The sequence below is a fragment of the Erwinia sorbitola genome (assembly GCF_009738185.1).
GTDB classification, from domain to species: domain Bacteria; phylum Pseudomonadota; class Gammaproteobacteria; order Enterobacterales; family Enterobacteriaceae; genus Erwinia; species Erwinia sorbitola.
Genome location: NZ_CP046509.1, coordinates 2112485 through 2127353, shown reverse-complemented (window position 1 = coordinate 2127353; position 14869 = coordinate 2112485). Strand labels below are relative to the sequence as shown.

Here is a 14869-nt window from a genome sequence, read left to right as displayed (position 1 = left end):
GCAGGTAAATATTACCTGCGTTAAGCATCAGAGGTTAGCGACATCAATATAGAGTGATTTATCGATATTAGTCGAAGAGACGGTGGCTTCAGTAAAGGCGTATTCAGCCCGATCGCCGCTGCGATCAAGAGGCAATGCTTCAAAGTCGAAGAGGTTTTTGTCTGCTAACTGGCTTGGGCTGATATTTTGAATCGACTTAAATACGCTGTCGACGCGACCCGGAGTCTTTTTGTCCCACTCAGTCAACATGGCTTTTATCGCCTGACGCTGAAGATTCTCCTGCGAACCGCACAAGTTACACGGGATAATCGGGAAATCTTTGTATTCCGCATAGGCGATCAGATCTTTTTCACGGCAGTAGGTCAGCGGACGAATAACCACGTTACGTCCGTCATCAGAACGCAGTTTAGGCGGCATCGCTTTCATTTTGGCACCGTGGAACATATTAAGGAATAACGTCTCAACGATGTCATCCATATGGTGCCCAAGAGCAATTTTTGTTGCTCCGATCTTCTCGGCAAAAGAGTACAACGTGCCACGGCGCAGGCGCGAACATAAACCACAGGTGGTTTTACCCTCCGGGATTTTCTCTTTAACGACAGAATAAGTGTCTTTATCCACAATATAATAAGGGATATCTAAGCTATCGAGATAAGCGGGCAGAATGTGTTCGGGAAACCCTGGCTGCTTTTGATCCAGATTGACGGCAATAACCTCAAATTTGATCGGCGCCACTTTTTGCAGGCTGAGAAGAATATCCAGCATCGCGAACGAGTCTTTGCCCCCGCTCATGCAGGCCATTACCACATCATTCTCTTCAATCATGTTGTAATCGGTGATGGCAGTGCCAACATTTCTTCTCAGGCGCTTCTGGAGTTTATTGATCTCCAGGGTTTCTTTGCGTACATCCACTTGATTCATAAATACTTCTCTGGGCCCTGGTAGCTTTATAACGACGTGTTTCAGCAGACAGTTTGAGGGGGCATTATACGGAAGTTTGCCAACACGGGAAACATGAGAAGAAAAGTTTCAACATTGAGGTTTATTTAAGCATCAGTCGTCTGCTTATCCGGCGGCACGGCCAGCGTCTGCCGGTCACCGGATAAAGCCCAATATGAGCAATCAGCGGAATGGCGGCGGATCGATAATCGGATGAGGGTCGATCGGTGGCGGGTCAGGCATCGGTTGCGGTACTGGAACAGGGCCAGGAACTGGGGCCGGATCGCTGAGTGGTTCTGACGAATGAATCGTCATAGTGCGGTCAGTTGACATGCCTTCTTTCCTCCTCAAACGTGGGATGAACCTTAAGCGTAGGACATCTGGCCGCGCTGGCAAACGCACAAAAAAAAGCCGGCAAATAGCCGGCGTCGTACGAATCAAATGTGCTATGCATTAATTCAAAAAAGGAAGTAAGACAATATGGAGCGCAACGCCCATCGCTTGACGTTGCATTCACCTGCGAGAAAGATTTTGCCCTGATCGCTGCAATTATTTATTGATGTCGATCAGCTTTAACCCCTTTATCTCCTTTGCAGGGAGGATAATTGTTATTTATCACAACCATTTACGTTTTCTTAACCACCAGGCAACCCCGATAACCAGAAGCATCAACAGCAGACAAAAGGTGCCAAAACCATAGCGCCACTCACCACCGGGGATACCGCCCAGATTGACGCCAAACAACCCGGTCAGAAAGGTAGTCGGCAGGAACAGCATTGCCAGCAACGACATGGTATAAGTGCGACGGTTCATGGCTTCAGCCATCACGGTACTGATTTCATCTGCCAGAACGCCGGTTCGCGCCACGCTGGCATCCAGGTCATCAAGCCCGCGACCCAGGCGATCGGAGATATCCTGCATACGGCGGCGATCGTCATCGCTCATCCACGGCAGACGCTCGCTGGCAATGCGTGAAAAGACATCGCGCTGCGGTGCCATATAGCGCCGCATAATAATAAGCTGCTTGCGGATTAGCGCCAGCTCACCGCGGGGCGGCACTTGCTGGTCAACAACGGCATCTTCCAGATCGATAATTTTATCGTGCAACTCTTCAATAAACTCACTGGTGTGATCGGTCAGCGAATCGCACACATCCACCAGCCAGCTTCCGCCATCCACCGGGCCGTTACCGTTTTTCAGATCGGTCAGCACCTCGTCGATGGCAAATACCTTGCGTTGCCGGGTAGATACAATCAGTTTCTCATTAATAAATACCCGAATGACGACCAGCTGTTCAGGGCGTGATTCGCTGTTGAGATTGATGCTGCGCAGGGTGATCATCGTGCCATCGCCCAGGCGGTTAACGCGCGGGCGCATACTGTCGCCGCCCAGCGCATCGCGCACAGCGTCCGGCAGCAGCGGCGTTGATACCAGCCAGTCGGCACTCTCGCGATGGGTATAATTCAGATGCAGCCAGCACGGCCTGTCGCAGCTCAACACTTCGCTGTCGTCGATGGGGATTAACCCACCCTTGCCATCAAGCTGACAGGCAATAATCGCATCGGACACCTGTAAAGACTTACCTGCAATAACTTCCACGGTTACTTTGCCCTCAACATAATCAATACGATGCAGTCTAGCCTGTGCAGAAGCCGTTGCATAATCCTGGCCGCCAACTGAACGTCAATAATCGTGACAATCTGCAAATTAGTGAACGGACAAAAGTCGATCCAGGTCACGAAAAACACTTATTCCACTCCCTGCCTCTTGCTAACCCCCGGCGAGTAAGGAAATATCGCTGTGATATATACAGGATTGCTACTGAATTTCAGGCAAAACCTAAACCGCTTTTCGCGCCAATCAGGCGACGTTGAAACGGTTTAGGTTTTTTTTTGGCCTGAATTCAACAACAGCCCGTTGAGACAGATGTAGGAACCAGGAGCACACGATGAAGTATCAGGTTTTATCAGAAGAGATCCTGCAAGGTGTGGGCGGCAAAGAGAACATTAATTCTGTCATTCACTGCGCCACACGCCTGCGCTTTAAACTTAAAGACAGCCGCAAAGTGGACACTCCCGCGCTGAAAGCCAACGCCGGGATAATTATGGTGGTGGAGAGCGGCGGACAGTATCAGGTAGTGATTGGTAACCACGTGAGCGAAGTGTATCAGGCGCTGATTTCTATCGCCGGGCTGGATGATGGCAAAAACAGTGACGCCGCAGGTGATGATAACGCCTCTCTGTTTGCCCGTTTTATTGACATTGTTTCCGGTATATTTACCCCGTTTGTCGGCATTATGGCCGCATCCGGTATTATCAAAGGGCTGCTCTCGCTGGCGCTGGCCTGCGGTCTGACAACCGAAACCAGCGGTACCTGGATTACACTTTCTGCCACCGGTGATGCCGTCTTCTATTTCCTGCCGATCCTGCTCGGCTACAGTGCAGGTAAGAAGTTTGGCGGTAATGCCTTTACTACTATGATTATCGGTGCTGCGCTGGTTCATCCGATGATGATGACGGCCTTTAATGCCTCCCAGGCAGGCAGCCCTCCCCTGCACTTCCTCGGCATTCCAATGATCCTGATTAACTACAGCTCATCGGTGATCCCGATTATCTTCGCCGCATGGTTCTCCTGCCTGATTGAGCGGCTGGTGCATAACCGCCTGCCTGGATCGGTGCGCAATTTCACCACGCCATTACTCTGTCTGGCTATTGTGGTTCCGATCACCTTTATGCTGATCGGCCCGGTAGCGACCTGGATTAGTCAAATGCTGGCGGCAGGATATCTGCATGCCTACAGCTTCAGTCCGACATTCGCCGGGGCCTTTATGGGCGCATTCTGGCAGGTGTGCGTGATTTTCGGCCTGCACTGGGGGCTGGTGCCTATCATGCTGAACAACCTTGCCGTGCACGGTGCAGATACCCTGCTGCCGCTGCTGATGCCTGCGGTGCTGGGCCAGGCCGGGGCCACTCTTGGCGTATTATTACGCACCCGTGATATCAAGTTGAAAGGGATTGCCGCCTCCGCTTTTAGTGCCAGCCTGTTCGGTATCACCGAACCTGCGGTATACGGCGTTACCCTGCCTAATCGCCGTCCGTTTATCTTCGGCTGTATTGGCGGTGCGCTTGGCGCTGCGGTGCTGGGTTTTTATCACACCACCAGTTTCTCCTTTGGTTTGCCTTCCGTGTTTACCTTCAGTCAGGTGGTTCCAAAAACCGGCTTCGACGCCAGCGTAATTGCCGCTATAGCCGGTGCGCTGATTGCCTTTCTCTTCGCGGCGATTGCTACCACGCTATTTGGCCTGCCAGCAGCAACGACAAACGCAGCCGACACAGAAGCTGTTCCGGCAGAACCAGTGGCCGTTACCAATCCCGAACTGCTGCATAAATTAACGCTGGTCAGCCCGATGACCGGTGCGGTAGTTGCCCTTGATCAGGTCGCGGATCAGACCTTTGCCAGCGGCCTGCTGGGTAAAGGAGTGGGTATTCAGCCAGCTATTGGCAAAGTGCTCTCGCCGGTTAACGGCACCGTAGCCTCTCTGTTCCGCACCCGCCACGCCATTGGTCTGGAAGCTGAAGATGGTTCCGAAGTGTTGATTCACGTGGGCATTGATACGGTGAAACTCGACGGCCTGCATTTTACTGCTCACGTCAGCCAGGACGACAAAGTACGCGTCGGCGACCTGCTGCTGGAATTCGATATCCCGGCGATTCGTGCTGCGGGATATGACCTCACCACTCCGGTGATAATCAGTAACAGCGATGACTATATCGACGTGCTGCCAGCCAGCCAGCAGAACGACGTAGCCGCAGGCGAGCCATTGCTGACCCTGATTAAATAATCTTTTATAAGGAGATCAAAATGACACAACGTTTCCCACAACATTTCCTCTGGGGCGGCGCAGTTGCAGCGAACCAGGTCGAGGGTGCATGGCAGGCAGAAGGTAAAGGGGTATCGACCTCAGATTTACAGCCCAATGGCATTTTCGGTGAGCGCGTGGAACGTCAGGAAGGTGATTTTAACGTTAAAGATATCGCCATAGATTTCTATCACCGCTATCCGGAAGATATAAAGCTGTTTGCAGAAATGGGCTTTACCGTGCTGCGTACTTCGATTGCATGGACGCGTATTTTCCCTGAAGGGGATGAAGCAGAGCCGAATGAAGCCGGTCTGGCATTCTACGATCGCCTGTTCGACGAGATGGCAAAATACAATATTGCGCCGCTGATAACCCTGTCACACTATGAAATGCCTTATGGTTTGATTAAAAAATATGGCGGCTGGAGCAGCCGTAAAACCATCGACTGTTTCGTACACTATGCAGAGACGGTGTTTACCCGTTATAAAAGCAAGGTGAAATACTGGCTGACTTTTAATGAAATTAACATGTCATTACACGCGCCCTTTACCGGTGTCGGCTTGCCAGAAGAGAGTGATAAACAGGCGGTGTATCAGGCAATTCATCATCAGCTGGTGGCCAGTGCGCGGGCAGTAAAAGCCTGTCATCAGATAATCCCTGATGCCAAAATCGGTAATATGCTCCTGGGTGCCATGCTGTACCCTCTCAGCCCGTTACCGGCTGACGTGATGGAAACCATGCAGCAAAACCGTGACTGGCTGTTCTTCGGCGATGTGCAGACACGCGGGTATTACCCGGCTTATATGACGCGATTCTTTAAGCAGCACGGCATCCAGCTTGAGATCACCGGGCAGGACAGGCTGGATCTGCGCGAACCGATCGACTTTATTTCGTTCAGCTACTATATGACCGGCTGTGTCACTACTGATGAAGAGCACAACCATAAAGAGCGCGGCAATATTCTCAATATGGTGCCAAACCCACACCTGGCCAGTTCTGAATGGGGATGGCAGATCGATCCTGAAGGGCTGCGTTATTTAATGAACGAACTGTACGATCGTTATCAGAAACCGCTGTTTATCGTGGAGAATGGTCTGGGCGCGCGTGATGTTGTTGAGGTTGACGGCAGCATCAATGATGACTATCGCATTGCCTATCTGAACGATCATCTGGTGCAGGTGCGTGAAGCGATTGAAGATGGGGTTGAAGTGCTGGGTTATACCAGCTGGGGGCCGATTGACCTGGTCAGCGCTTCCAGGGCGGAGTTCTCCAAACGCTACGGTTTTATCTACGTTGACCGTGACGATCGGGGCAACGGTACCCTTGCACGCAGCCGTAAAAAGAGTTTCTTCTGGTATCAGGACGTGATTAAAACCCACGGCGAATCACTGAAGTAATCAGGCTGCCCGGGCAGTAAGAGGTTTTACTGCCCTGTTCTCCCCGCCCTGTGGCGACAGGTCTTATCACTCAGGGCGATGATCTCTCTGCAAGGTTCTCGCAGCGGAGGAGACAGTTATAAATTCAGTGGGGTTAAATCAAGGTAATGAGCTAAATCACGGCTCTCTGCACGCGGAAGATAAGGCAGCTCACCCAGCAGCGGTGCCGGGATCTTATCGCGCAGCACATCAATAATTTCGGCGTAATGCGCCAAACCCGGGTTAATACGGTTTGCCACCCAGCCCAGCAGCGGAAGACCATCGTTAATCACCGCTTGCGCCGTCAGTAATGCATGGCTGATACAGCCCAGTTTAATGCCTACCACCAGCACCACCGGTAGCTGCTCCTGAACCGCCCAGTCAGATAGCGGACGCAGATCGTTCATCAGGCTACGCCAGCCGCCCGTCCCTTCCACCACGATATAATCCGCGTGATGATCCAGCTCATGAAGCCCTTTACTGAGCATCGCATAGCTGATCTCTGTACGGCTGGTGCTAATTTCATCATCCAGTAATGTTACCGGATTGATCGCCTGATAAGGCAGCTGTAAAGATGATGACGCCTGTAAAACCAGTGCATCTTTGTTGCGCGGCCCTTGTTCTGTTTGCTGGCTGCTTTTAGCGACCGGCTTATAACCGACGGCCTGTTTACCGTTTGCAGCCAGCTTTTGTAATAACGCGCGCGACACCACGGTTTTACCCACTTCCGTATCGGTGCCGGTAACAAATAAACGTTTCAACATGGATGACTCCGACAGGCACTGCCTGGCCTCATTGAGAATTTTCGTACTTTGATGAAAGAACGAAAATTGTAGGGTAGTGCCGGATGCCGGGGATTGCGTTAGCGCAATGTTTAGTGGATTTATCAGCCTTGTAGCAGTTTGATTAATAACGATCCGTTATAAAGGGCATCTTTCACCAGCGCTGCGCCAGGCATGGTGCCAAGATTAACAAATTCAGTAGGTTCCACGTTCAAATCAGCGCTGTAACCAGGTAATGCCTGCTGGCGAATGCAGCTAAGAATCGCCGGGAAAAGGATTTTTTGCGCACGGTTCAGAGGAGAGCCAATCAGAATTTTTTGCGGATGGAAAAGATTGACCATGATAGCGAGTATGCGCCCCACGCTGTTACCTACGCCGGTAATCACATCACAGGCGATATGATCCCCTGCCAGCGCTGCGTCACACAGTGCATCGATGGTCAGCGCCTGATTATGCAAGGATGAGCTCATTGAGGCCTGCATCCGCTGCGCCGCCAGTTCCAGCATATTGTCGATACTTGCCACTGTTTCCAGGCAGCCATGATTACCGCAGTAGCAGCGTTTACCCCAGGGGTCGACCTGGGTATGACCAATTTCAACCAGCGTACTGCTGCCACCGTGCAGCAGACGCCCTCCGGTGATCACCCCGGCACCAACATTGTGATCAATGACCACTTGCAGCACATCGCTGGCACCACGTGACGCACCAAACAGCGACTCCGCCATTGTCCAGGCACAGATATCATGCTGAATATAGACTGGCAGTCCGCTGCGTTCGGCCAGCACCGGCCCCAGCGGCATATCGTTAATGTCATAAAAAGGCATGCGGTGCACAATGCCGGACTGGCTGTTGATCATGCCCGGCAGCGTGATGGCGATGGCCGTCAGACGCTCAAGCTTATGCTGGTAATGAATAAAGAACTGGTCAATTTGCTGAACTATACGCGTCAGTAATGGCAGTTCAGCTTCAGCTGGCAGGGGGAATTTCTCTTCAACCACTAATTTGCTGCTGAGATCCCGCAGGGCGAGTGTGATTTCACCGTTGCCGATACGGGCGGAGAGAAAATGCCAGGCTTGCGTATCCAGCACCAGTCCGACCGCAGGGCGACCGCGGCTGCCCGGATCCTGAAACTCCGTTTCCTGCACCAGATGCGCTTCCAGCATCTCACGCACAATCTTAGTGATACTGGCCGGAGCCAGTTGAGCTTTTTTGGACAGCTCAATACGCGAGATGGGACCAAACCGATCAATCAGTCGATACACCGCTCCGGCATTAGTCTGTTTAATCTGATCGATATGACCAGGCTGACTACTATCCGCAATCACTCCCTACTCCCAGTTGTTACCTTTCTCACAAGGCTATGCAGCCTGTTTTTCAGCCGGAATAAAAACGATATTTAAGGCTAAATTTCTTTGCTCAGGCGTTTATTTTCACGCTTCAAAATAAAGCATTATGCTCATGTTGAAACACTTATAAGATGACGTCAAATATTTGATTCGGATTGTGATTTACAGCACATATTCCGTATCTGAACGCTCATGTTTTCCACGATATATGCGTTATGCGGGCAGCAACATGTTCATCATTGCCGCCGCCACCGCCGGAATTTCACGCTGTTTTGACCAAACCAGCCACACTTCTGAGCGGGCGTCCTGTTCAACCAGAGGGATCCATACCACATCGCTCAGACGTACCCGCCGAAACGATGCAGGAAGAATCGATACCCCCAGTCCGGTAGATACCAGGCCAATGATGGTCATCGCCTCCCCGACCTCTTGTGCAATATCAGGCTGGATATCGTAACGGCCCAGCAGACCAAGGATTTCACTGTACAGCGCTGTGCCCACCTGCGGGTCAAAGAAGACAAATGGCTCCTGCGCCAGTTCACTGAGGGCAATTTTTTGCCGGTCGGCCAGACGATGGGCGCGATGAACCAGGGCGTACATGGGTTCACGCAGCAGCAGCTGGTGATTAAGATTCTCCGGCAATACGGTATTGCGCATCACGCCGAGATCAAGACGTCCGTCACTCAGGGGAGCCAGCTGCTGGCGGGTGTTGATCTCCTGCATCTGAATATGCACCGCAGGGAAACGCTGACGAAAGGTGAACAGCGCATCGGATACCGCAGTAATAAACGGCGCGGAGGAGGTAAATCCGATGCGAATTTCGCCTTCGTCTCCGCGATGCAGCCGCGCGGCTTTGTCGGCGGCCTGATCAACCTGTAGCAGTACCAGACGGGCATCCTGTAAAAATTGCTGCCCCGCCGCGGTCAGATGCACGCTGCGGTTAGTGCGGGCAAGCAGGCGCGCGCCGATTTCATGTTCGAGGATCTGGATTTGCTGGCTGAGTGGCGGCTGTGAAATATTCAGACGCAGCGCAGCACGACCGAAATGCAGCTCTTCAGCAACGGCAATAAAGTACCGCAGGTGACGCAACTCAATATTCATATCTTAAAAGTATCATTCGAGATTATTAATATATTAGACATCATAATCCGACTTTCTTACCCTTTACAACGTTAACTCCCTGAATATCTCTAAGGAATCGTTGTGAACCGCTCATCCCCTGTCAGCAGTTCGACCTATTCTGCTGACCGTGCCACTCCCGCCATCACCGAACAGCCAGCGATCGACAAAAATGTTTTTATCAAACGTGGTACGCCGCAGTTTATGCGTGTCACGCTGGCGCTGTTTTCCGCCGGGCTGGCGACTTTCGCTCTTCTTTACTGTGTGCAGCCAATTCTTCCGGTGCTGTCGCAGGAATTTGGCGTCTCACCGGCTGCAAGCAGTATCTCGCTGTCGATTTCGACCGGGATGCTGGCGCTGGGGCTGCTGGTGACCGGGCCACTTTCGGATGCCGTTGGGCGTAAATCAGTAATGGTAACGTCGCTGATGCTGGCCGCCATTTGTACTTTGCTGTCTGCAACTATGACCAGCTGGCACGGTATCTTGCTGATGCGGGCCTTGACTGGCCTCTCTTTAAGCGGCGTTGCGGCGGTCGGTATGACCTATCTCAGCGAAGAGATCCATCCCAGCGTGGTGGCGTTTTCGATGGGCCTGTATATCAGCGGTAATTCGATTGGGGGTATGAGTGGCCGTTTGCTGAGTGGCGTTATCACTGATTTCAGCAGCTGGCGTATTGCCGTCATGATTATCGGGTGCTGCGCGCTGGCCGCCGCGCTGATGTTCTGGAAAATTCTGCCTGCGTCGCGCCATTTCCGGCCAGCCTCGCTGAAACCGCGCAGCCTGTTAATCAACTTCCGTCTGCACTGGCGTGACAACGGTTTGCCGCTGCTTTTTGCCGAAGGTTTCCTGCTGATGGGATCGTTTGTCACCCTGTTTAACTACATCGGCTATCGTCTGCTGGCACCGCCCTATTCACTGAATCAGGCAATTGTCGGCCTGCTGTCGGTGGTTTATCTCACCGGATCCTGGAGCTCGCCGAAAGCGGGCGCGATGACGGCAAAATATGGTCGCGCTCCCGTGCTGCTGTTCGCCACAGCATTGATGCTTACCGGGCTACTGATCACCCTGGCGAACAATATCTGGCTGATTCTGCCGGGGATGATGCTGTTTACTGCCGGATTTTTTGCCGCACATGCCGTGGCCAGCGGCTGGATTGGCCCGCGTGCACGCCGTGCTAAAGGCCAGGCCTCTTCGCTTTACCTGTTCAGCTATTACCTGGGTTCCAGCGTTGCAGGGACTCTGGGTGGTCTGTTCTGGCATAATTTTGGCTGGCACGGTATTACCGCTTTTATCTCTGCCATGCTGGTGCTGGCGCTACTGGTGGGCAGCCGTCTGCATGGCAGGCGGTTGTAAAGCAGAGAGTCAGGGATGCCGTAGCCCTGCGTTTAATTCTGCAATCAATGTCAGGCGCTGGTAAACCGACGGATCAGGTATGTCTGATCCCTGCATTTCATCCCGCAGGGGCAGGCATGCCTCGCCCTTTGTCGCCGGATATGATGGCCCCTGCTTTCCCTGCCCGACGAAAATCTACGCTGTTGCTGATGTTTATCTCCCTTTGTTGCTGCTATAGTCTGAGTATGTTGTAACTAATGGAGTAACTAATGTGAGCCGTTACGATACAGTTGAACAACTTCATCGCTGCGTGGCCGATCTTGAACAAGGGCTGGAGGCATTGAAACAGCAGATCCTGAGTATGCGTCTGCTGACCGCAAGGGTGTTTGAACTGCCTGAAGTGGAAAAAGGCAAAGAACATGATCCGCTAACCCAGATTAAAGTCGAGCAGCTCACCGGACAGGCAGCTTCAGATCGCGCCCTTGCCCACTATTCCCGTTTGTTTATGCAGCACCAGTCGGAAAAAATAAGCACCAAGGCTGCCGTACGTCTGCCGGGAGCCGTCTGTCTTGAGGCCGACAGTACGCAGTCTGCCCTGCTCCATCAGCAGGTGGCAGAGATTAATCAGCTGAAACAGCGGCTGGAGCAGATAATTACTGTGGAATCCGGCCTGCCAAGCGAAGAGCGGTTCGAGTTTGTCCACCGTCATCTGCGCGGTCTGATCACCCTGAACGCTTACCGATCCCTTACCCTGCTGGAAGCGCCAGACTCGGTGCGTTTTGGCTGGGCGAATAAGCATATTATTAAAAATATCAGCCGCGATGAGATGCTCGCGACGCTGGAAAAAAGTCTGAAGGCCGGACGCGCGGTTGCCCCCTGGACGCGGGAGCAATGGGCCGGGCGCGTGGCTGGCGAAATTGAAGCGATAACATCACTGCCTGCCAGTGCCGCGCTAAAAATCAAACGTCCGGTAAAAGTGCAGCCTATTGCCCGCGTCTGGAACAGCAGCACTCAAAAACAGACCCAGCTGGCCTGCCCTTCGCCGCTGCTGGTGCTCTGCCCGGATGCCAATAGTGTGCCGAAGCTGGGTGAGCTGCTGAACTATGATGCAGCTAACGTCACGCATCGCTACAAGCCGGATGCCCAGCCGCTCTATCTGCTGATCCCGCGCCTGCATCTCTATACCGATCGCCTGGTGCAGGGATAAAAAAAGCCAGGTCAGATGACCTGGCTTTTTGAGTTCAGCAGCGCGAATTATACCTTCATGCTGCCAACCATCTCCTCCGGACGCACCCAGGCATCAAACTCCTCTTCCGTCAGATAGCCGAGCTTCAGCGCGGAACCTTTCAGCGTCAGCCCCTCTTTATGAGCTTTTTTGGCAATTTCTGCCGCTTTATCGTAGCCGATATGAGTATTCAGCGCGGTCACCAGCATCAGGGATTCATTCAGCAGCTGGCTGATACGGTCACGATTCGGTTCAATACCAATGGCGCAATGGTGATTAAAGCTGTCCATACCGTCGGCCAGCAGGCGTACGGATTGCAGGAAGTTATGGATCACCATCGGACGGTAGACGTTCAGCTCGAAGTTACCGGATGCACCGCCAATATTCAGCGCCACGTCATTACCCAGCACCTGGCAGCACAGCATGGTCATCGCTTCACACTGGGTCGGGTTTACTTTGCCCGGCATAATCGAACTGCCCGGCTCATTTTCCGGGATAGCCAGTTCACCGATACCGCAGCGCGGGCCTGAAGAGAGCCAGCGCACGTCGTTAGCGATTTTCATCAGCGATGCCGCCAGCCCTTTTAATGCGCCGTGAGCATGTACCAGTGAGTCGCAGGTGGCCAGCGCTTCGAATTTGTTCGGTGCAGTAACGAATGGCTGCCTGGTCAGTTCTGCCAGCTCTTTTGCCACGCGCACGGCATATTCCGGGTGAGTATTCAGACCGGTACCCACCGCCGTGCCGCCCAGCGCCAGTTCGGCCAGATGTGGAATGCTCTGCTCTACATGTTTCAGACTGTGGCTTAACATCGCCACCCAGCCTGAGATCTCCTGGCCAAGCGTCAGCGGCGTGGCATCCTGCAGGTGGGTACGACCAATTTTAACGATGTCTTTAAAGGCTTCCGCTTTCTCATTCAGCGTCTTTTGCAGTACTTTCAGCTGAGGAATCAAATGCTCTTGCACAGCCACCACCGCCGCCACGTGCATTGCGGTCGGGAAGACATCGTTAGAACTCTGGCTTTTGTTAACGTCGTCGTTCGGATGCACCAGACGCGACATGCCACGCTCACCGCCGAGGATTTCGCTGGCACGGTTCGCCAGTACCTCGTTCATATTCATATTAGTTTGCGTGCCGGAGCCGGTCTGCCAGATTGCCAGCGGAAATTCCCCATGATGCTTGTCGGCCAGTACTTCATCTGCGGCCTTGACGATCGCGCCGGCGCGGTCATCCGGTAACAGCCCCAGGTCATTATTGACCTTAGCGGCAGCCCGTTTGGTCAGCGCCAGGGCATAAACCAGCTCCGCAGGCATTTTTTCAGTGGAGATGCGAAAGTGTTCCAGCGAGCGCTGCGTCTGCGCCCCCCAGAGTTTATCGGCAGGTACATCAATCGGGCCCATTGAGTCTTTTTCAACGCGGTTGGCAGCCATTCCTGTCTCCTTTAGCACGGACATATGATTATAAAGTGGCGCAATCTGACCAGTAAGGCGGCCAAAAGCGCGGCGGTAGTCTGACATACAGAGGATTACGATTATGCGACTCATTCGCGTTTCTTGCATCCCGATTGTCTTTCTAATGTGTTTTTCTGCTTTAATAGCGCCAATAACCAGTGAATAACCAGGGGAATGTGATGCAAAAATTAATCAATTCGCTGCAAAATTACGCATGGGGCAGCAAAACCGCCCTCACTGAAATGTATGGTGTTAAAAATCCTTCACAACAGCCGATGGCAGAGTTGTGGATGGGTGCCCATCCGAAAAGCTCTTCGCAGGTGATGGTTGACGGCAGGCCCCATTCGCTGCGCGAACTGATTGATGCAGACAAGGCCGGGCTGTTAGGCGCGGAAGTTGCAGAGCGATTTGGCGAGTTGCCGTTTTTATTTAAGGTATTGTGCGCTGAACAACCGCTGTCTATTCAGGTTCATCCGAGTAAAGCTGCCGCTGAAGTGGGCTATGCGCGTGAAAATGCCAGCGGAGTTCCGCTTGATGCCCCTACGCGTAACTATAAAGATGCCAACCACAAGCCAGAGCTGGTCTACGCCCTGACTCCGTTTAAAGCGATTAACGGTTTCCGCCCGATTTCAGAGATTATCTCGCTGCTGCAACCTGTAGCGGGGGGGCATCCGGCGATAGCCCACTTCCTGAATGCTCCGGATGCAGCGGCCCTCGCCTCGCTGTTTTCCAGCCTGCTCTCAATGCAGGGGGATGAGAAAGCGCTGGCGCTGGATATTTTGCGGGCGAATGTTGCCAGCCAGCACGCTGAACCCTGGCAGACCATCGCTGAAATCGCAAACGTCTATCCGGATGACAGCGGTCTGTTTGCCCCGCTGCTGCTGAATGTCGTCACCCTACAGCCTTCTGAAGCGATGTTTCTGTTTGCCGAAACGCCTCACGCTTATCTGCACGGGGTGGCGCTGGAGGTGATGGCGAACTCAGATAATGTGCTGCGCGCCGGACTGACGCCAAAATATATTGATGTTCCGGAACTGCTGGCCAATCTGCGCTTTGATTCCCGTTCGGCTGAGAGTCTTCTGACTCAGCCGGTTCAACAGGGAGACACGCTTAACTTCCCGATTCCCGTCGAAGATTTTGCCTTTGCTATTCACACCCTCAGCGCCCGGCCGCTGAGTGTCAGCCAGCAAAGCGCCGCAATAATCTTCTGTATCGAAGGTCAGGCTACATTGAACTGTGGCGAACAGACGCTGTCCTTACAAGCGGGTGAATCAGCATGGATCGCCGCCAGCGAGTCTCCTGTAAGCATGACCGGAGACGGACGCGTTGCCAGGGTATATAACGATCTTCGGAAATGCGGCTGACGTCAGCGACCATAATTGCTAAGATTATCCATGAATTATC

General features: G+C 52.9%; 12 protein-coding genes. 5 read left to right on the top strand and 7 right to left on the bottom strand.

What is annotated here, in order from left to right:
- Window positions 1-27: 27 nt before the first annotated feature.
- The 3 genes from ttcA to zntB all read right to left on the bottom strand — a co-directional run bounded on the left by ttcA (window position 28) and on the right by zntB (window position 2538).
- The gene (gene ttcA, locus GN242_RS09540) at window positions 28-921 is read right to left on the bottom strand and encodes a tRNA 2-thiocytidine(32) synthetase TtcA (RefSeq protein WP_154751311.1); all 894 of its coding nucleotides are present in this window, start codon (window positions 919-921) and stop codon (window positions 28-30) included.
- A 201-nt stretch (window positions 922-1122) separates the two neighbouring features.
- Window positions 1123-1272: a proline-rich small protein YnaL gene (gene ynaL / locus GN242_RS09535; RefSeq protein WP_154751312.1), complete on the bottom strand. Its 150-nt coding sequence runs from the start codon at window positions 1270-1272 to the stop codon at window positions 1123-1125.
- A 282-nt stretch (window positions 1273-1554) separates the two neighbouring features.
- Window positions 1555-2538, bottom strand: a complete 984-nt coding sequence (zntB, locus tag GN242_RS09530; RefSeq protein ID WP_156287357.1) for a zinc transporter ZntB — start codon at window positions 2536-2538, stop codon at window positions 1555-1557.
- Window positions 2539-2887: 349 nt separating this feature from the next.
- On the opposite strand from zntB, the gene bglF reads away from it, so the two are divergent.
- Entirely contained in the window at window positions 2888-4780 is a 1893-nt protein-coding gene (gene bglF / locus GN242_RS09525) for a PTS beta-glucoside transporter subunit IIABC (RefSeq protein ID WP_156287356.1), read from the top strand.
- A gap of 20 nt (window positions 4781-4800) precedes the next feature.
- Window positions 4801-6195, top strand: a complete 1395-nt coding sequence (locus GN242_RS09520) for a glycoside hydrolase family 1 protein (protein WP_156287355.1) — start codon at window positions 4801-4803, stop codon at window positions 6193-6195.
- A 116-nt stretch (window positions 6196-6311) separates the two neighbouring features.
- Here the strand turns inward: GN242_RS09520 and bioD are convergent, their stop codons facing one another.
- From bioD to GN242_RS09505, 3 genes are all read right to left on the bottom strand, one after another.
- Entirely contained in the window at window positions 6312-6977 is a 666-nt protein-coding gene (bioD, locus tag GN242_RS09515) for a dethiobiotin synthase (RefSeq protein WP_154751316.1), read from the bottom strand.
- A 122-nt stretch (window positions 6978-7099) separates the two neighbouring features.
- Window positions 7100-8320, bottom strand: a complete 1221-nt coding sequence (gene mlc / locus GN242_RS09510; protein ID WP_156287354.1) for a sugar metabolism global transcriptional regulator Mlc — start codon at window positions 8318-8320, stop codon at window positions 7100-7102.
- Window positions 8321-8554: 234 nt separating this feature from the next.
- Window positions 8555-9442, bottom strand: coding sequence for a LysR family transcriptional regulator (locus tag GN242_RS09505; protein WP_154751317.1), 888 nt, complete (start codon window positions 9440-9442; stop codon window positions 8555-8557).
- A gap of 102 nt (window positions 9443-9544) precedes the next feature.
- Here GN242_RS09505 and ynfM point away from each other — a divergent pair, with 102 nt between their 5' ends.
- Both ynfM and tus read left to right on the top strand, forming a co-directional pair.
- A complete protein-coding gene (gene ynfM / locus GN242_RS09500) occupies window positions 9545-10813 on the top strand; it encodes a multidrug efflux MFS transporter YnfM/SxtP(Kp) (protein ID WP_508610858.1) in 1269 nt (422 codons plus the stop codon).
- 250 nt (window positions 10814-11063) lie between these two features.
- A complete protein-coding gene (gene tus, locus GN242_RS09495; protein ID WP_156287353.1) occupies window positions 11064-11999 on the top strand; it encodes a DNA replication terminus site-binding protein in 936 nt (311 codons plus the stop codon).
- Between the two features lie 47 nt (window positions 12000-12046).
- Here tus and fumC read toward each other — a convergent pair whose 3' ends face one another.
- Complete coding sequence (gene fumC / locus GN242_RS09490; protein WP_154751318.1) at window positions 12047-13444, bottom strand: class II fumarate hydratase; 1398 nt, start codon at window positions 13442-13444, stop codon at window positions 12047-12049.
- A 200-nt stretch (window positions 13445-13644) separates the two neighbouring features.
- On the opposite strand from fumC, the gene manA reads away from it, so the two are divergent.
- Window positions 13645-14829, top strand: coding sequence for a mannose-6-phosphate isomerase (gene manA, locus GN242_RS09485; protein WP_156287352.1), 1185 nt, complete (start codon window positions 13645-13647; stop codon window positions 14827-14829).
- Window positions 14830-14869 lie beyond the last annotated feature (40 nt).